This window comes from Mammaliicoccus sp. B-M6 (assembly GCF_022386965.1).
In the GTDB taxonomy this organism is placed as follows: Bacteria; Bacillota; Bacilli; order Staphylococcales; family Staphylococcaceae; genus Mammaliicoccus; species Mammaliicoccus sciuri_A.
This window is the reverse complement of record NZ_JAJNHJ010000023.1, coordinates 1-18,579: the sequence shown is the minus strand read 5'-3', so window position 1 is coordinate 18,579 and position 18,579 is coordinate 1. Positions and strand designations below refer to the sequence as shown.

At 33.7% G+C, this 18,579-nt stretch carries 17 protein-coding genes, 2 pseudogenes and 1 riboswitch; of the genes and pseudogenes, 6 read left to right on the top strand and 13 right to left on the bottom strand.

Annotation, left to right across the window (positions count from 1 at the left end; all coding sequences use genetic code 11):
- Window positions 1–22: 22 nt before the first annotated feature.
- Complete coding sequence (locus tag LQ693_RS09325) at window positions 23–1,330, top strand: CitMHS family transporter (RefSeq protein ID WP_025907559.1); 1,308 nt, start codon at window positions 23–25, stop codon at window positions 1,328–1,330.
- Window positions 1,331–1,411: 81 nt separating this feature from the next.
- On the opposite strand, the gene trhO is transcribed toward LQ693_RS09325, so the two are convergent.
- The 4 genes from trhO to LQ693_RS09305 form a co-directional block, all read right to left on the bottom strand.
- Window positions 1,412–2,359: an oxygen-dependent tRNA uridine(34) hydroxylase TrhO gene (gene trhO / locus LQ693_RS09320; RefSeq protein WP_103362047.1), complete on the bottom strand. Its 948-nt coding sequence runs from the start codon at window positions 2,357–2,359 to the stop codon at window positions 1,412–1,414.
- A 238-nt stretch (window positions 2,360–2,597) separates the two neighbouring features.
- Window positions 2,598–3,017, bottom strand: coding sequence for a MarR family winged helix-turn-helix transcriptional regulator (locus LQ693_RS09315; RefSeq protein ID WP_025907563.1), 420 nt, complete (start codon window positions 3,015–3,017; stop codon window positions 2,598–2,600).
- 248 nt (window positions 3,018–3,265) lie between these two features.
- On the bottom strand, window positions 3,266–3,598 hold the full coding sequence (gene spn, locus LQ693_RS09310; protein ID WP_107565939.1) for an SPIN family peroxidase inhibitor: 333 nt from the start codon (window positions 3,596–3,598) through the stop codon (window positions 3,266–3,268).
- A 96-nt stretch (window positions 3,599–3,694) separates the two neighbouring features.
- Window positions 3,695–4,186, bottom strand: coding sequence for a GNAT family N-acetyltransferase (locus tag LQ693_RS09305; protein ID WP_107565938.1), 492 nt, complete (start codon window positions 4,184–4,186; stop codon window positions 3,695–3,697).
- A 173-nt stretch (window positions 4,187–4,359) separates the two neighbouring features.
- On the opposite strand from LQ693_RS09305, the gene LQ693_RS09300 reads away from it, so the two are divergent.
- Window positions 4,360–5,184 carry a class I SAM-dependent methyltransferase gene (locus LQ693_RS09300; RefSeq protein ID WP_025907569.1) on the top strand — a complete coding sequence of 275 codons (825 nt, stop codon included), beginning with the start codon at window positions 4,360–4,362 and terminating at the stop codon, window positions 5,182–5,184.
- 25 nt (window positions 5,185–5,209) lie between these two features.
- Complete coding sequence (locus tag LQ693_RS09295; protein ID WP_025907571.1) at window positions 5,210–5,680, top strand: peptide-methionine (S)-S-oxide reductase; 471 nt, start codon at window positions 5,210–5,212, stop codon at window positions 5,678–5,680.
- A gap of 173 nt (window positions 5,681–5,853) precedes the next feature.
- Here LQ693_RS09295 and LQ693_RS09290 read toward each other — a convergent pair whose 3' ends face one another.
- From LQ693_RS09290 to fni, 5 genes are all read right to left on the bottom strand, one after another.
- Window positions 5,854–6,930: a phosphomevalonate kinase gene (locus tag LQ693_RS09290; RefSeq protein ID WP_037589206.1), complete on the bottom strand. Its 1,077-nt coding sequence runs from the start codon at window positions 6,928–6,930 to the stop codon at window positions 5,854–5,856.
- Between the two features lie 12 nt (window positions 6,931–6,942).
- Window positions 6,943–7,926 (bottom strand): diphosphomevalonate decarboxylase, encoded by a 984-nt coding sequence (gene mvaD, locus LQ693_RS09285; protein ID WP_107634148.1) that lies wholly within the window; start codon window positions 7,924–7,926, stop codon window positions 6,943–6,945.
- Between the two features lie 5 nt (window positions 7,927–7,931).
- Window positions 7,932–8,855 carry a mevalonate kinase gene (gene mvk / locus LQ693_RS09280; RefSeq protein WP_025907576.1) on the bottom strand — a complete coding sequence of 308 codons (924 nt, stop codon included), beginning with the start codon at window positions 8,853–8,855 and terminating at the stop codon, window positions 7,932–7,934.
- A gap of 117 nt (window positions 8,856–8,972) precedes the next feature.
- Window positions 8,973–9,947, bottom strand: a complete 975-nt coding sequence (locus tag LQ693_RS09275) for an SMP-30/gluconolactonase/LRE family protein (RefSeq protein ID WP_025907579.1) — start codon at window positions 9,945–9,947, stop codon at window positions 8,973–8,975.
- Window positions 9,948–10,146: 199 nt separating this feature from the next.
- A complete protein-coding gene (gene fni, locus LQ693_RS09270; RefSeq protein WP_107591097.1) occupies window positions 10,147–11,193 on the bottom strand; it encodes a type 2 isopentenyl-diphosphate Delta-isomerase in 1,047 nt (348 codons plus the stop codon).
- Between the two features lie 201 nt (window positions 11,194–11,394).
- Between fni and LQ693_RS09265 the strand changes: the two are divergent.
- Window positions 11,395–12,301: pseudogene (locus LQ693_RS09265) on the top strand (osmoprotectant ABC transporter substrate-binding protein).
- 187 nt (window positions 12,302–12,488) lie between these two features.
- Here the strand turns inward: LQ693_RS09265 and LQ693_RS09260 are convergent.
- A complete protein-coding gene (locus tag LQ693_RS09260) occupies window positions 12,489–13,733 on the bottom strand; it encodes a Glu/Leu/Phe/Val family dehydrogenase (RefSeq protein WP_103362038.1) in 1,245 nt (414 codons plus the stop codon).
- A gap of 676 nt (window positions 13,734–14,409) precedes the next feature.
- Between LQ693_RS09260 and LQ693_RS09255 the strand changes: the two genes are divergently transcribed.
- Window positions 14,410–15,333: an AEC family transporter gene (locus tag LQ693_RS09255; protein WP_025907587.1), complete on the top strand. Its 924-nt coding sequence runs from the start codon at window positions 14,410–14,412 to the stop codon at window positions 15,331–15,333.
- On the opposite strand, the gene LQ693_RS09250 is transcribed toward LQ693_RS09255, so the two are convergent.
- Both LQ693_RS09250 and LQ693_RS09245 read right to left on the bottom strand, forming a co-directional pair.
- A complete protein-coding gene (locus LQ693_RS09250) occupies window positions 15,330–16,637 on the bottom strand; it encodes an NtaA/DmoA family FMN-dependent monooxygenase (RefSeq protein ID WP_103362037.1) in 1,308 nt (435 codons plus the stop codon). The two genes, LQ693_RS09255 and LQ693_RS09250, sit on opposite strands and share 4 nt — an antisense overlap.
- A 28-nt stretch (window positions 16,638–16,665) precedes the next feature.
- Entirely contained in the window at window positions 16,666–17,418 is a 753-nt protein-coding gene (locus LQ693_RS09245; protein ID WP_239703187.1) for a 3-oxoacyl-ACP reductase, read from the bottom strand.
- 109 nt (window positions 17,419–17,527) lie between these two features.
- Window positions 17,528–17,629, bottom strand: a riboswitch (TPP riboswitch).
- A 134-nt stretch (window positions 17,630–17,763) separates the two neighbouring features.
- Between LQ693_RS09245 and LQ693_RS09240 the strand changes: the two genes are divergently transcribed.
- Window positions 17,764–18,354: an FAD/NAD(P)-binding protein gene (locus LQ693_RS09240; RefSeq protein ID WP_107565932.1), complete on the top strand. Its 591-nt coding sequence runs from the start codon at window positions 17,764–17,766 to the stop codon at window positions 18,352–18,354.
- A 135-nt stretch (window positions 18,355–18,489) separates the two neighbouring features.
- On the opposite strand, the pseudogene LQ693_RS09235 reads toward LQ693_RS09240, so the two are convergent.
- Window positions 18,490–18,579 (bottom strand): annotated as a pseudogene (locus LQ693_RS09235) (IS6 family transposase); the annotation flags it as partial.

Here is an 18,579-nt window from a genome sequence, read left to right as displayed (position 1 = left end):
ACAATAGAGGGGGTACTACAACATAAATTTGGCAATACTTGGATTTATAATGGTTATCATTTTTATGATTCTCATTATGAGCAAAAAGATGTCAGCTTTAGCAGCATTAATTATAGTGCCAACAGTTTTCGGACTGATTGGGGGATTCTATTCTAAATTAGGCGAATATATGGTGGATGGACTATTAACAGTGGCACCAACGGGTATTATGCTCGTATTCGCAATTTTATACTTTGGGGTTATGATTGATGCAGGATTATTTAATCCTGTCATTGAAGCAATTATGAAAGCAGTTAAAGGAGATCCAGTTAAGATTACAATTGGAACAGTCGCTTTAGCTTCATTAGTTGCATTAGATGGAGATGGCACGACAACTTTTATTATTACAGTTACGGCTATGCTTCCTTTATATAAGAAAATGGGCATGAACTTATACATATTATCAACCTTAGCATTGCTATCTATTGGCGTTATGAATATGACGCCATGGGGTGGTCCAACTGCAAGAGCGATTTCTTCACTACAGTTAACGACTGAAGAAGTATTTACACCGATTATTCCAGTAATGATAGCTGGCATACTATTCGCTGTATTTGCAGCTTACGTATTAGGTGTTAAAGAAAGAAGAAGAGTCGGTATTAAAAATCATTTAAGTTTAACACTTGATGAAATGCATAATTCTAATGGTACAGATGAAGATGAAAAAGCATTATTAAGACCGAAAATTGTGATTGTTAATGCACTTTTAACAATATTATTACTAATCGCATTGATTACAAGTTTCTTACCAATTCCAGTATTATTTATGATTGGTTTTGCAATTGCATTACTAATCAATTATCCAAGCCTTGAAGTGCAGTCTGAATTAATTAAACGTCATGCAGGTAATGTATTAGCAGTTGTAGGTTTAGTGTTTGCGTCTGGAATTTTCACAGGAGTTATGAATGGTACTGAAATGGTAGATGAGATGGCAAAAGCGTTAGTAAATGTTATTCCTGAATCAATGGGTAATCATTTCGCACTTATCACAGCAATCTTAAGTATGCCATTCACATACTTTATGGCCAATGATCCATTTTATTATGGTATTTTGCCAATTTTAGCAGAATCTGCCCAACAATTTGGTGTCGCAAAAGCTGAAATGGCAAGAGCATCGATACTCGGACAACCATTACACGTATTAAGTCCACTATATGCTGCAGGTTATTTATTAGTCGGTATGTTAGGCATAGATTATGGTACAAACCAAAAAGTTGTTATGAAATGGGCAATAGGTTCCTCAGTATTTATGATATTTATTGCTGGAATAATAGGTGTTATTTCGTTTTAATTAATGTTACATAATTTCCATAGGCATCACCAAACCCCCTTACTAGTGGAATAGTAAGGGGGGTTATTTAGTGATATTTATTTATACTAATGCTTTAAAGTTTTCTAAGCGGTTTGCTTTTTCTTCTTCGCTAATGTTGTGTGCTTTTACGTAACGGTTTCTTTCGTGTGATGCACATTCGTGTGAGCATGCACCTAGATATTTGTGTTCGTTCTCTTCTGTAACTAAGAATTGACGGTTACATTCTGGGTTACTACAGTTAATGTATCTTTCACATGGTGTGCCGTCGAACCATTCTTTACCGACTACTGTTTTTTCGACTTGGTTTACGTCTACGCTAATTCTTTCATCGAATACGTACATTTTGCCGTCCCAGAATTCACCTTTAGTTTCTGGATCTTTACCGTAAGTTGCGATTCCGCCTTCTAATTGGCTTACGTCTTCGAAACCTTCTTTTAATAAGAAGCCTGAGAATTTTTCACAACGGATACCGCCTGTACAATAAGTGACGATTTTCTTATCCATAAATTGTTCTTTATTCTCTTTAATCCAGTCTGGTAAATCTCTGAATCTTGTAATATCTGGACGAATTGCACCGCGGAAGTGTCCTAAGTCGTATTCGTAATCATTTCTTGCGTCAATGACAATTGTATCTTCTTCTAATAAAGCTTCTTTAAATTCTTTTGGTGATAAGTAGTTACCAGTTAATTCTCTAGGATCTACATCTTCTTCTAAGTCTAATGCTACGATTTCTGGTCTTGGACGCACGTGCATTTTTTTGAAAGTATGTCCTTCAGCTTCGTCGATTTTGAATGTAATGCCTTCAAATCTTTCGTCTGCTTTCATTTGTTCCATGTATTTATCTGTGTCAGCTTTCGTACCTGAAAGTGTACCGTTAATACCTTCAGTTGCTACTAAAATACGTCCTTTAAGTTCAAGGTCTTTACAAAATTCTAAATGCTCTGCTGCAAAAGTTTCGGGGTCAGTAATTGTTGTATATTTATAAAACAATAGTACTCTATAATCCATTTTCTTATCTCCTCTAATTCTCTTTTTTATTTATATGATATGTCAATTTGAAAGTATCTAGTTGATATGGAACAATTTTTATATGAATGCACATTTTTATCCTCATTATATTGTATCAAAAAAGTTGCATTTTTCAATTGTTTGATTTTGTAAAATAATATGAAATCGTTTTTATCTTTCATTTTGTGTGAATTCGAGGGTGAAAAGGAGTTATATTGACTGATATTTAATGAGAAAGTTAAACTTGTAATTCGCCTTCTTTAATTTCTTTTGTGCGATCGCCAAAGTGGTTGTCTAATTTAGTTAAAGTGGATATAAAGTTCATAAATTCATCATCAGGTATTATTTTTAATAAGTAATCTAAATTTGTGATACATATCTTATTCAATTCTTTAATTTTTTCACGACCAACGTCTGTGATAAAGACATGAATTTTTCTATTATCTTCACTATCCATTTTCTTTTCTACAAAGCCTTCTCTAATTTGTTCGTTTAGTAAACGACTTAAATTTCCTTTATCCGTTTCTAAGGATTCGGCAAGTCCAGCTAATGTCATACCTTCATTTTCACTAATAAAATACAATAAGTTCAGGTAATTTAATGAATAACCATTATTATTAGCAACATGTCCACATAGAAATTTAAAATTAGTATTCAATCGTAAAAGCTTAGTTTTAAAATCTTGTAATAAATCTTCTTTCTATATTTTCCATATTGTATTCCTCCATTAAATTAATTAATGCATTAAGATTTTATCAAACTTTCAATCATTAAAAAAGTAAAATTTCCTAAATAGTATAAAAAAGTTTAGTTATTAAGTACAATTAAATGATTATGAATCATAATATGTAAATTCACATAAAAAAGTTGAATAGCATGTATAATGCCATTCAACTTCATTATTTCTTATCTCCAACCTTTATGATTTCTGTATTTATAAAAAGCAGAAACATCAATATTTTGTTTTTCAGCAGTTTTAATAACTTGTCCTACATTTTTAAAGCCTAATAATTTAAAATAATCAATAAGTTGCTGTTTAGTTAATGTGTCAGTATCTTTGTTTAATAGAGCTGCTAAATCTTGATCAGTATGGAAAGATAAGCGCGCATCATCATGAAGCGTTAATCCATTTTGAGAATACGTTCTAGCATCAGCATGATGAGAATCAGTAACACTCACCGCACCAAAACCTAAAATAACAGCAGATAAAGTAACAGGAATTAATTTTTTGAATTTCATATATAACCATCTCCAATCATTTGATGAGTCGATTATAATATAAAAATTCCCAAAAAATAGGCAGTTAAAAGTTATTTAATAATAGTTAAGAATGAGTTAAGAAATAGGGGAGAATAAATCCTTCTCCATTAATTTTGTTAAATCACCATCGTTATTTATTTCTACGCCGGTATCTACAAAGCCTAATTTAATATATAGCTCATATGCAATTTGATTTGGAATATCTACCAAGAGTGCAATGTGTTTTATATGTGGCATATGTTCTGATAAGTATTGATTGAGTTGTTGTAAGCTTTCTTTTGCGTAGCCTTGTCTTAAATAGCGTTTATCTGTTGATAATGATCTTACAAAAATTGTGGATTCATCTGGTGTTGAAAAGTACTTTGTAAATTCGCTATGTTCATGCAAGACGAAGAATACAGCCAGATTATCATCTTCTGTTAATCCTAATATGCAATGTCTATTTTTATTTTGTACTGCCAGTTCAATATTTTCTTTCGGTGTTTTTGTAAACTGAAGTTGTGAATTATCCATTTGATATGACTGCACTTTATCATAATAATTGTCGTTATATGCAATTAACTTCATAGTAGACCTCCAATATGTATTCTAGATTAAATCATCTCTTTTATGTCTGTTAGATTATTTATTGTATTTTATCATAATTTGAATAGCCTTCCTCAAAAAGAATAAAAAGTTTAAGTTGACATTTTTTTACAATGTGTAATAATAAATTTAAAATTCTAGTGGGAGGCTATGATATGTCAGAGTTAAAAGGAATTCCTGAATCTATGTTAATACCACTTGCTGTTAAGGCGAGAGAGACTTTAAGTGATATGCCAATTATTAATGATCCTTTATCTGTTAAAATAATAAAAGAAATAGATAATCCTGTACTTGATACATATGTGGACTGGCTATCACAGCTTGGTATTAGTATTAGGACAGAAATTTTAGATGAAATTGTGATTAACTTTATTAAACATGCTAATCATCCATTTATTATCAATATTGGATGTGGATTAGATACGCGTCTCAGTCGATTGAAATTGAACAATATTCCTTGGATTGATATTGATGTACCTGAAAGTATAAATCTTAGAAAACGATTTTTTAATGAAACTTATTTTTATAAAATGATTAATAAGTCTATGTTTGATTATAGTTGGATTGATGATGTTAAACGTAATGTACATTTTAAAGAAGATAGTGATATTTTAATAATATTTGAAGGTGTGTTAATGTATTTTGAGAAAGTAGAAGTTGAAGCTGTATATAAAGAGATTGCTCGTTTATTTGATAAGCATCATTTAGTAATTGCTTCAGAATTTTGTTCAAAATTTATGACTAAACATACAAATAATCATCCATCTGTCTCTAAACTTTCTAGTAAACCATTATTTAAGTTTGGTTATAATAATGTCGCAGAGTTAAAAGACATTTTGCCTGACAGTTGGAAAGTGGTTAAAGAATATAATTACTTTGATAGATATTCTCATAGATGGCGCTATTTGAAATGGTTTAAGTATATAGTCTATCTTAAAAATCGATTTAATAATAAAATTGTAATAATCAAAAACACTTAATATAAAAGTGTAGTGGGAGTTGGCAATGGAAACGATATATTTAGCAGGCGGTTGTTTATGGGGCGTGCAAGCTTTTGTAAAGACGTTACCTGGCGTAATTGAGACAGAAGCGGGTAGGGCGAATGGAAGTAGCCGTACACTTGAAGGTGAATACGATGGTTATGCAGAATGTGTAAAGACTGTATTTGATCCTGCAATCGTTAGTGTAGAAGATTTGATGGCATACTTGTTTGAAATTATAGACCCATATAGTGTGAACAAACAAGGTGAAGACGTTGGGTTGAAATATCGAACAGGTGTCTATAGTGAAGAAGAGTGTCATTTAGAAACTGCACGTCAATTTATAGCAAATAGAAGTGATGCAGACCGAATTGCAGTTGAGGTTAAAGCATTAGAGAATTATGTACGAAGCGCAGAAGAACACCAAGACCGTTTAGCAAAATGCCCAGACGATTATTGCCACATTTCCCAAGAAATGATGAATAAATATAAATAAAAGAGGTATGTGATTTGGGCGCAGAGGAGCTGTATTTATCAAGATTGACCAAACAAGATAAATAGAGGCGTCGAATATTGCAAGACGGCCCTGACTAGCAACATAGCAAAATTCCCCATATATCATTCCACAGAAAAAGCTAGGACTTGTTCAAAGTCCTAGCTTTTCTCATTTTATTGTCCGTGATAAATACTAAAGTTCAGTGGCTTAATGCCATTGCTTGACCACTCGTTGTATATTTTTTGTTTATTTCTATCGTTTTCTACAATTGTGATACCGCAGTCGCCGCCGCCAGCTCCTGATGTTTTACTTGCGCCACCGTATGATTCTCCGATATCGCATAATTTTTTAAGATGTGGTGTTTCGATATCTATTGTAGCGAATGAATCTAAATATTGAATGACAGTACGATTCTTTCTAATTGTATCTTGTACACCTTGTATATTGTTTGTCTTAAATGCTTTAATAAGTTGTTCGACATATTTCTGTGATTGATCTAAAAATTGTGTATATATTGTTGGGTCTGCTTTTAAGCGTTTAACTTCACTTACTAAATGATGTGAAGAAGCGGGTGAGCCTGTCCAACCGATTAATACTTCCATATGCTCTGGTGCTTGAAGTGGTTCGATGTGTAAGCCTGGCCAGTTTTTATAAAGGACATCCATTACAGATGTTTCTTCTATTTGTTGTTTAACCCAAACGTGATCAAAAGTACTATAGACTAACCAACCTGTATAAACACTTACTGCGATATCACCGCAAGAACTTAAACTTTGTAATTTCATATTAGCGATAACAGCTAATTTATAAATAAATAAATTTGATAATTGTAAGTTATAGAATTCGTTTAGAGCTTTGATAACAGATACTAATACTGCTGCACTAGAACCTAAACCATATTTATGACCGGATGCATCATCAAGGTTACTATCAATTGTTAAGTTGTAATGTCTTAATGTGACATTGGAACTTTTAGCAAATTGTTCAAAGACTTCTATAGCTTGTGTAATATATTTAAGCTGATCTGCAGCATCATTATCAGAAATGATGATTTTGTCTTGTTCTCTTGTAAATGTAATCGGCTCATGATGTAAAGTCTTAGAATGGATAAATCCTGATGATGAATTCGTATCTTCAATTGTTGCTGTCACAAATCGATCAACTGCAATTAAGACAGATTTATATCCAGGCTCTGTTACTGCATATTCTCCAGCAATATACAGCTTTCCTGGCGCTTTGACTTGAATCATTATATCTCTTCCTTACTCAATAATTTCAATTCCTGTGTTTGTAATATCACTCGCAATAACTTGTTCTTTATTAAAAGATTTAAGTAAAGCGTCTATTATAAATTGCTGGTTTTTCTTTTCGACTAATATTTTAACATTTGGACCTGCATCCATTGTAAAATAGCACGGATATCCAGCTTTTCTACATTGATGTACAATATCCATAACTTCATAACTTTCTGGTACTAAGTATGTGAAAGGTGGCTGTGCACCTAAATTAGTAGCGTGCATGCGTAAGCCATTTTCTTCGATGACTTCACCTAAATGTTTGAAGTCTTTGTTACGTATGGCTTCTTTAACTGATGCAATATCTTCATCAACATGATCTAACCAATATTGGAAGAAACGGGATGTGTCTCTTGTATGGGACATGCCTGAACGACTAGATACTTTTTTCGATTGGTTATTGATGACTACAAATACCATTGATAAATCTTCTTCCCAACCTTGTGCATCGATTGCGTGTGCATATGACGTTTCGTCGTCATGACCTTTTTCCCATTCAGCAAATCCACCAAAAATACTTCTAGAAGCTGAGCCTGACCCTCTTCTAGCTAATCTTGATAAATCTTTATCAGACATATTTAAGTTAAGTGCTTCGTTACAAGCTGCAGCAAGGGCTGCAAATGCGCTTGCTGATGAAGCAAGACCTGCTGCTGTAGGAACATAATTGACACTTTCAATATAAGCATAGTGTGAAGTATGACTACGTTCTCTTACAAGGTTCATAAACTGATAAATTTTCTTCGATTGTTCTTCGTTTACTTCTTCACCATTTAGAACGAGTATATCTTTCGTGTATTCAGGACTAAATATTACTTTTGTTTCTGTATAAAATTTATCAAGCGTAACGGATAAGCTATTATTCATGGGGATGATAAGTGATTCATCAGCTTTTCCCCAATATTTAATTAAAGCAATATTTGTGTGCGCGCGGGCTTTACCACTCATATTCAATCTCGTTAACCTCCTAAATTTTCAATCCAAGTATGATGAGCACCGAATTTTTCAGCACTTGTTGCAATTTTTTCAGCAATGTCGAGATTTTGAGCGAGTACAATCATGCTACCACCACGGCCACCGCCTGTAAGTTTACCAGCAGTTGCACCTTGTAATTTACTTATTTCAAGTAATGCTTCAATATTGTCATGACTAACTGTTAACTTGCGTAAATTTTCTTGTGCACGTTCAAATACGTGTGCTAATTTTGTGAAATCATGATGTTCGATTGCTTCATTAGCATCGTATACGAGCGTACCAATATGCTCTATATACTGCATATATTGTTCGTTATGATCACATAATTGGTGGACATCTTCGACTGCTTGTTTAGTAGAACCTTGAACACCTGTATCTATCACGACCATATAGCCGTTTATGGATAGTGGTTTTAAAGTTGTTACTTTTCCTTGTTGAAACCATACTGGTTTATTAGAGACAATCGTTTGTGTATCGATGCCACTCGGTTTGCCATGCGCGATTTGTTCTGCCCAATTCGCTTCTTCTATTAATAATTCATCAGAAAGAGGCTCTCCTATATAATCATAACTTGCTCTTACAAAGGCGATAGCCATAGCAGCACTGGAACCTAATCCTCTTGAAGGGGGAAGATTTGTTTCGAATTTAACATTTATAGGCTCTTCGATATGATGTTTATCGATAAATCTTGAAATAACAGATTTAATATGTTCAGGAGCTGATTGTAACGTTCCTTCATATACATCACTATTAATATATGAAGTATCACCTGCGTTAAGAGACTGGATCGTTACTTTCACTTTACCTGTTGTAAATGGAATCGCTATTGCTGGTTGTCCAAAAGTAACAGCATGTTCTCCTATTAAAATAACTTTCCCATTTGCTTCCCCGTATCCTATTTGTGCCATATTTTCAATCACCTTTAGTATTTCTTATTTTATTTTTGTTAAACACTTTATTATTATAAAGCTCTGTCACCATATATTCAAAAACTTTAACTAATTAATGTGTAATTATTACAATTTTTAATGAAATTGATAGCTATTATGACCTTTTGCAAAGCCTTTTGCTGTAAATAACCAAGAATCGCCACCACGTTCTATATCATTGGCACAAATGATTAATTGATTTGTACCGGGTATAAATGCAGGATGTGTCGATCTTAACATATGCCCTTGGTCGCGACCTGGCATTAATATTTGTCCGATAGGGTAACCACTTTTATTAAAGACAAGTACTCTACCTTGACCATACATAGCAACATAAAGGTTATCGTCGCTATCAATGCAACAAGAATCAGGACCTTCATGACCTGTAAAATGATATGGAATAGATGCACCAAATGGTTCAATTGTCACACCGTCTTCTTCTAATGAAATACGATGTAATCTATTCGCATTTGTTTCAGTCACCCATAGTACACGTTCATCTGTACTTAATGCAATACCATTTGCTACTGCGATATTTTGAATAATAGGTGTAATTGTTTGATGATCAGGTGAAACATAATATACGCCACCAAGTGGATTTGTAGAGTATCCTCTAAAATCCGTAAAGTAGAATCCACCTTTACTATCAAATACTAAATCATCAACGCAATATTCTGTATCGATATCTGAAACGATACTTTGTGGATTTTTGCCGTCTGCATCAGTCGCAAAAATACCACCAGAACTTTTGAAGTCACCTAAATAAGACATAAATAATCGTCCGTCTTTATGTATTTTAACAGAAGCTGGATTAGTTTTCTCAGATTTAAATACTGTATTGACTTTTTTCTCAGGTAAATCTACGCGGAAAATAGTCCCGCCAAATACTTCGCATAAGAAAAGATTATGATTTCTATCAAAGCATAAACCTTCTAATTGAAGACCTTCATCAGAAATTTTGAGCCAAGGTTCAGCTGTTACAGTTTGCAAGTGCTGTTCATGCGCAAGTAGTGGAACAGCACTTTTTGAAGCTTCCGTATAATATAAAGATGGTATATGTTGATCAGCCATGATAATCTCTCCTTTAAGTTGTACAATATAGAAAAGTACACATGTACTTTAAAGATGTGTTTAATATATATGTTTAATATTATCACTTTTAACTTACAATGAAAATGAATATTAAATTGCGAAAAATATGAATGATGTAAAAGATATTATAAACATATAAAAAACAGCTTTTCGAGAAGTGGAAAAGCTGTTTTTCTGATTAAGCTTTAATTGATTTCGCGCGTTGTTCTACATATGTCTGTAATTCTGGAGACAATACATAGCTGACTGATTTTAAATCAGATACGTTTGATGCATTCAATAAATTAGCAATGACATGCATTTGTTCGATAAATTGTTTCATATGTTCAATTGTATCTTCTACACCATAAGCATCTAAATATTTAAGAACATATCCAGATAAGCCAACAGCTTCTGCACCTAATACAAGAGACTTAATGGCATCGAGTGGGTTTTTAACGCCACCACTAGCTAATATATAAATATCTGCATTTAATAATTGTGCTTCTAATAAGCTTTGAACAGTACTTTGTCCCCATTGATTTAAGAATGCCATATCTTTTAATGGTCTTCTTTGATTTTCAATGTCCGCAAAATTCGTACCGCCTCTACCACTAACATCTACATATTGAATGCCAATATCTTTAACTTTTTGAATCGTTTCAGCACTCATACCGAAACCAACTTCTTTGATGATCACGGGTATATCAATATTATCTTGAATTTCTTGAATGTTTGTTAGCCAATTTTCAAATTCAGTATCACCTTCAGGCATTATCAGCTCTTGAGGTGCATTGACGTGAATTTGTAAGGCGTCAGCATTTAGAAGTTCTATTGATTTCTTAGCTTTTGCATATTCAATATCTGCTCCAACATTACTGAATATTAGACCTTCAGGATTTTCATCACGTACTACTGTGAAACTTGATTCAGCGTTAGGGTCTTTTAGAGCGGAATGTGTAGAACCTACAGCCATTGGTATGTTACAAGCTTTAGCGATTTGAGCTAACTCTTTGTTAATAGTTGCGGCTCTTTCACTTCCACCCGTCATCGCATTGATATAAATAGGGTATTTAAAAGTGAAATGCGGAAACTTTACTGATAAATCAATTTGATTTTTATTAATAGAAGGAATGGATTGATGTATAAGCTGTACTTTATCAAAATCAGTACTAACTGGTGAATACGTATCTAATGCCAGCTGAATATGTTCATTCTTCCTTTTGCTTCTTAATGAGTCGTCCATTCATTTATCCTCCGTGCGTCTATATGTTTAATGATATATTTTATCTTAATACACATTATAGCAGTTGTATAATTGAATATAAACTAAACATTGTTATACATTCCGCTTCAAAATCTTTTTCCAAATACCTGAAAAATCAATCAAACAATTTATGCTAATATTAATACTATACAAATATACATAAAATGGAGGAGAATCGTTATCAAATTTAAAAAACTTACTTTAATTTGTACATTATTATTAAGCGGTTGTACTTTACCAGGCTTAGGTGGCGCATCGTCTGATACAGTGAAAATTACGGCGCTTGCTACAAGTGAGTCTCAAATCATGGCGCATATGATTCGCTTACAAATTGAGCATGATACAAAAGGGCAAGTAAAACCGATAATTGTAAATAATCTTGGTTCTGCGGTAATTGAACATAACGCGATATTAAATGATAATGCGCAAATATCTGCGACAAGATATACAGGTACTGATTTAGTAGGTGCTTTAAACTCTGAACCCATTACAAATACTAAAAAAGCTGAGAAAGCTGTTAAAACAGGTTTTCAAAAGAAGTTTGATCAAACATTCTTTGACTCATATGGCTTTGAAAATACCTTTGCATTTACAGTCACTAAAGAAACAGCTAAAAAGTACAATTTAAAAAAAAGTTTCAGATTTAGCCAAGCATAAGGATGAACTAAGAGTAGCAAGTGACCCTACTTGGATTAAACGAAAAGGGGATGGCTATCCAGCTTTTTCAAAAGCGTACGGATTTGAATTTAAGGATATTAGAACAATGCAAATTGGACTTGTATATGATGCATTGAAGAATAAGAGTATTGATGCCGCACTTGGGTATACAACAGACGGTAGAATAGCAGCTTATGATTTAGTGACACTAGAAGATGATCGTCACTTCTTTCCACCATATGACGCCAGTCCATTAGCAACAAATGAATATTTGAAACATAATCCAAAAGCTAAAAAATCAATAGAAAAATTGGTTGGGAAAGTATCCACTGAAAAAATGCAAGAATTGAATTATCAAGCAGACGGTAAAAAAGAAGAACCAGCCATAATCGCAGAAAAATTCCTTAAAGCACATCACTACTTTGAATAGTTAATATAGTAAAAAGCAGGAACCATTAGAGCGGTTTCTGCTTTTTTGATACATATTGAGAGTGAAATATAAGGGAGATAGGTGATTCTTGGATTAATAGAGTCGTTAAGCCAAGAGATGGTCCAAGTCATGGCTTAAGTGTCGAGTAAAGCCATGACATTCACTATTTTCATTAATACTCTATTTATTAAGCCCATCCTCTGAACCGTGTTGCTTCGGCTGTACGTCTAACACCTACAACATAAGCTGATAATCTCATGTCTAGTTTTCTCTTTTGTGAAATGTCATATACTTTGTCAAAAGCTTCGACAATCTTAGTTTTTAATAACTGATTCACTTCTTCTTCTGACCAATAAAGTCCTTGATTGTTCTGTACCCATTCAAAGTATGAAACAGTTACACCACCGGCACTGGCTAGTACATCCGGAATTAAAAGGACATCATTTTCTGTCAGAATACGTGTTGCTTCTTGTGTTGTAGGACCGTTAGCCGCTTCTGCTACTATACTCGCTTTTATGTCTCCTGCATTTTGTGCGGTGATTTGGTTTGCTAAAGCTGCGGGTACTAAAATGTCACAATCAATTCCAAATATATCTTCGTTTGGAATAATGTTATCAAATAAAGGTGTGATTCTACCGTGTTCTTTACGAAGTTCTAATAAATGATCAATATCTAAACCTTCTGGATCATATAAAGCACCTCGACTTTCTGAGATACATACAATTTTTGCACCTTTATCATGTAGGATTTTAGCGATAAAGCTACCAGCATTACCAAATCCTTGTATAACAACTTTTGCACCTTTGATATTAATATGCTTACGTTTAGCCGCTTCTTCAATCGTAATTACAGCACCTAATGCTGTTGCTTGTTCACGGCCTAGTGAACCACCTAAAGAAATGGGTTTACCTGTAATGAAATTTGGCGCGTTAACTTTATGCATAATACTATATTCATCCATCATCCAAGACATGATTTGAGCATCCGTATATACATCGGGTGCTGGGATATCCTTAGTAGGTCCTACGATTTGAGCAATTGCTCTAACATATCCACGTGACAATCTTTCTAGTTCATTTTGACTCATGCTATGAGGGTCACATTGAATGGCACCTTTACCACCACCATAAGGTAAGTTTACAAGGCCGCATTTTAAAGTCATCCACATTGATAATGCTTTTACTTCATTTTCATCTACATCAGGGTGGAAGCGGACGCCACCTTTAGTAGGTCCCACTGAACTATTATGTTGAGATCGATATCCTGTAAAAGTTTTTACAGATCCATCATCCATTTTAACTGGAATACGAACTCTTAAAAATCTAGCAGGTTCTTTAATCAATTCAAAAAGACCTTCATCGTACCCTAATTTATATAAAGCTTGTTCAATTATATTTTGTGTAGAAGTTACAAGATTGCTATTTTCACTCATGTTTGACGCTCCTTTGTTGGATAAAATAATGTCTAAAAAAAACATATTAAATAAAATTATAATACAAATGAAAATGGTTTTCAATAAAATAAACAGAATTTACTAAAAATTCTAATATGTATAATGATAAAATTTGTTGTATTTTAATGTAATGAGTGTAAGGTGTTGGTAGTAATTGGAAGTCGTGATATAATTTAATTACGAGCATATACAAATATAATGAAACCATTATATTTACTAGTGTGAATGAATCTTGGACAAATGAATTTTCGTACAAGATTCTTCTTTTTTATGTAAATGAAGATGTGTAGAAAAGAGGTTCAGGAAGTCATAGTGTATATTTTATAAATTGAGTAATGAGTGGAATGTGAATATTGGCTGTGATGTGAGTTAAAGTCGGAATAAACTCACGAGATCACAAAAGATGTGAGTTAAAGATGGAGTAAACACACAAGATCATAAAAGACGTGAGTTAAGTCCCTAATTAACACACGAGTTCCTTAAAAACCCAATTCTCTCGTATATCCGAGCCTCAAACATGATTTAAAGTCTGTATCATTCTCTCATATATAGCGCACGATTATTTGCAATATTAAAAAGACGCCCCCAACAATTTTCTAAGAATGTTATGATATTACTATCAAAAACTTATCTTAAACATCGTGGGGGTGTCTTTTTGTCTGAAATGCTCAATATTTTACTAACGGTTGTTGTACCGATTTTTCTAATGACAGCGTTAGGTTATGTGCTTCAAAAGCGTGTGAAACTTGATTTACGTACGCTCGCAAAATTAAATATCAATGTGTTTGTGCCTGGATTTATTTTTGCCAAGTTTTACAAAGCTGAGTTAGCGGTCAATTTATTATTATTAATCATCGTATTCTTCGTCATATACATAATTGCTTTATATATCGTCGCTTTTGCTATTGCCAAAATGCAAAATTTAGATAAGGGTAAAGAGACGACTTTAACAAACAGTGTACTCTTCTTTAACTCTGGTAACTACGGTGCGCCGTTAAATGATATTGTATTTAAAAGTGATCCACTCGCAATGTCTGCACAAGTTATTGTATTAACACTGCAAAATGTCTTCACGTTTACATATGGTGTCTTCGCAATTCAATCCGTTCAATTAGGTAAACTTAAAGCTTTACTCAATTACTTTAAGATGCCCATTATTTATGCACTCGTTCTTGCTATTATTTTAAATTATAATCATATTCCAATTCCTGAGTTCATGTGGACGACTGTCAGTTATTTGTCTGATGCTATGATTGCGATTGCTTTAATTCTTCTCGGTGCACAAATTGCCAATATTAAACTTAATTTTAAATGGTCATCTTCTTATATTTATATCTTTATAAGATTAGTTGTTGGACCAGCTATCGCATTAGTCATTATAAAATGCATGGGGTTAGATGGCATTATCGCACAAACATTATTCATTGCTTCAGCGATGCCAACATCCGTGAACAGTTCAGTTATTGCGCAAGAATATGATAATTATCCAGCTTTAGCTGCAGAATTAGTCTTTATGTCTACGTTGTTTAGTTCTATTTCTGTTGTTGTTGTCATTTATTTATCTTATTTAATTTTTTAATGTACATTTAAAAGCTCTTTAAATGTCTGACTTGAATAAGCTTCTCTATACAGTCCGCGTCGTTGTAATTCTGGAACAATATATGTTACAAAATCTTCAAGACTATGTGGTAAAGTAGGTGGCATTAAATTAAAGCCATCAGCAACTCCAGACTTAAACCAAAGCTCCATTTCATCTACTATTTCTTCAGGTGTACCTATTAATGTAAGATGCCCACCACCTGCATTGAGATAACCTAATAATTCTCTCACTGTAGGGGCGGTATCTTCTATAATTTCTAAAATCGTTTCATATCTGCCTACTGGACCATCGAATGCTTCTACAGGTGGCAGTTCTGGGACAGGTTCATCCAATGCCCATTTCGAACAATCTTGTCTAACAAACGTACTTAATTGTTTAATGGCATTTTCAATTGGTAAAGCTTTATCTAATTTTTCTTTTTTGAGCAGTGCTTCTTCACGTGTTTCCCCAACATAAGTGACTAATCCTGGGAAGACTTTAATATATTTCTCGGGTGTATCACTTGCGCTGATGGCCGTATTTAATTTATTTCTATAAGCTTTCGCTTGTTTCAAGTTCCATGATACTGAATAAACTGCGTCTGCATGTTTGACGGCTAACGCAATACCTTGTTTGGATGCACCAGCTTGCATAGCAACAGGTTTGCCTTGAGGACTACTCGGTGTCGATAACGGTCCATTTACTTGGAAATAATCGCCAGAATGATGAAAAGCATGCACATGCTCATGATTAATCACTTTATTGTTATGACGGTCATGAACGAAGTCTTCTTTATGCCAAGATGTAAACAGTTTATCCATTAATTCAGCAAATTCTTGTGCTTTATGATATCTAGCATCATGCTGAGGTAAAGCTTTCATACTATGATTTTGAGCTTCTATATCTGTCATAGATGTTACTAAGTTCCAACCAACACGACCATTCGTTGCATGATCAAGCGTTAAAATTTGCCTAGCAGCAGTATAAGGGTTTGAAAATGAACTTGAGATTGTTGAAACTAAACCAATATGTTGTGTCACTTGTGATATAGCAGTCAAGTTCACAATCGGATCTAACCAGAACGCTGGTAATTCACTATCTGACTTTGCAGGGAAAGATTGATTATCTGCAAAGAACACGGCATCTAATAAACCTCTTTCTGATAGTTGTGCTAATGATTGATAATAAGAGATATCACCAATCTGTTCGATAGAGGAGTCTTCCATAAGCCATGCAGCTTGATGATGGCCACATCCATATAATAAGACACCAATATTGAGTTGATCACTTCTTAAATTACGCATTTCTATTCTCCTTATCTCTCTTGGAATTCTAGTTCATTGTTAAGCCGCCATCTACAGTATAATTTTGTCCAGTTATACCACGTGCTTTATCAGAAGCAAGGAAGCTCACCATATTTGCGACATCTTGTGGTGAAGTGACTTTTTTAAGAGGTGTTGATTGAGCAATTAAGTCGAACACTTCAGGTGTTGTTACAGAGCTGGCATCAGTCGTTTTGAGTAGGCCACCAGAAACAACATTGGCTGTAATGCCGTATTGACCTAATTCAGCAGCGATATTACGCGTGAAGCCAATTAAACCAGCTTTCGCAGTTGTATATTCATGATAAGGTACGACAGGATTTTGGAATAAGTTCGTACCGATGCTAATGACAGCACCTTGTTTTCTTTCAATGAATTGTGGTGCAACACTTTGCACGATATTAAATGCTGCTTTTAATGTGCCATCAATCTGTTGTTGATAGTCTTCCCATGTAAGATCGACGAATGCTTTTTGTTTTACTGGATCAAATTTAAAGTTAACTAAGGCATTGTTGACAACGACATCAATTTTTCCAAAATGTTTCGTACCTTCATCAATTAACTGATCAACTTCAGAACGATTTATCACATCCGCTTGAATAGCAATCGCTTGTTCTTCACCGATTTCAGCAACTAACTGTTCTGCTAATGCTTTACTATTATGATAATTAATGATGACTTGATGACCTTCAGATGCTAATGTACGTGCGATTGTTGCGCCTAATCCTCTACTACTACCTGTTACTAATATTGTCTTTGTCATATGTAACACTCCTATACAGAATTTTAAATAAAAAAATACACAACCTTCTCGTAAGAAAGTTGTGTAAAAACAAAGATATTTATAAAAAGGGCATAGTCATCCCTATAAATTCATTTCACAAACACTTTCCTACGCTAGTACGATCTAGTTCAGGTTCAAAGGGTTCGAGTTCATACTCATCTCAGTTAAAAAAACACCCCTAGTGCATCTATTTAATTACTATCAATGTATAGTTTTTAATAATCGATGTCAAGTTTGTATAAATGTTCAGTTGCAAACGATAGGTAAAATCGGTTATGATGTAAAGCTTAATGATTACGATTTAAGGAGAATAAAGGTGATAAGATGAAGTGGACGATAGTAGGTGGTGGCATCCACGCGATAACGATAGCATTAGAATTAAAAGTTAAAGGATTGAAAAATAAAGACTTAACAATTATTGATCCGCATGATGTGTTCTGTCATCAATTTGACCATCGAACGCAAAATATTAGTATGCCTTATTTAAGGTCTCCAATCGTACACCATGTTCACCCAAATCCTTTTCATTTAAAACAATATTTTAAGAAAATGGATTATGCAGGTGGTATTTATGGTAAGTATAAAAGGCCGAAAAGAGATATGTTTATGGACCATACAGCGGAACAAGTTAAATATTATCGATTAACGGAATGTCATATTAAAGACACGGCTGTAGATATAAAGAAAAATCGCGATAAATGGTGCGTCGTTTTAGAATCAGGGGAGATGATATATACACAGAATGTTATCATCGCATCTGGTTGTAACCATAAGCCAAAGGTTCCAGAAATGTATGAGCATGCACAAGATGTACAACATATTTTTGAAGATGTAAATATTCAAAAATATGTTGTTGGAAGTAGGATATCAGCTGCACATTTAGCTTTAAAATTAATTTATCATGATAATGAATAACATGTGCATTTATGGACGAATAAGCCGTTAGAAATTCATGATTTTGATGCTGATCCAGGGTGGTTAGGACCTAAAAAGGTTCTGTTGCAAAGTAAAAAATATAGCTAACCACTAATTTATCATGTCAGTGTTCTCTTAACTTGCTAGCATGATGCTAATTTCGTGGCATGGCGAAAATCCGTAGATCTGAAGAGACCTGCGGTTCTTTTTATATAGAGCGTAAAT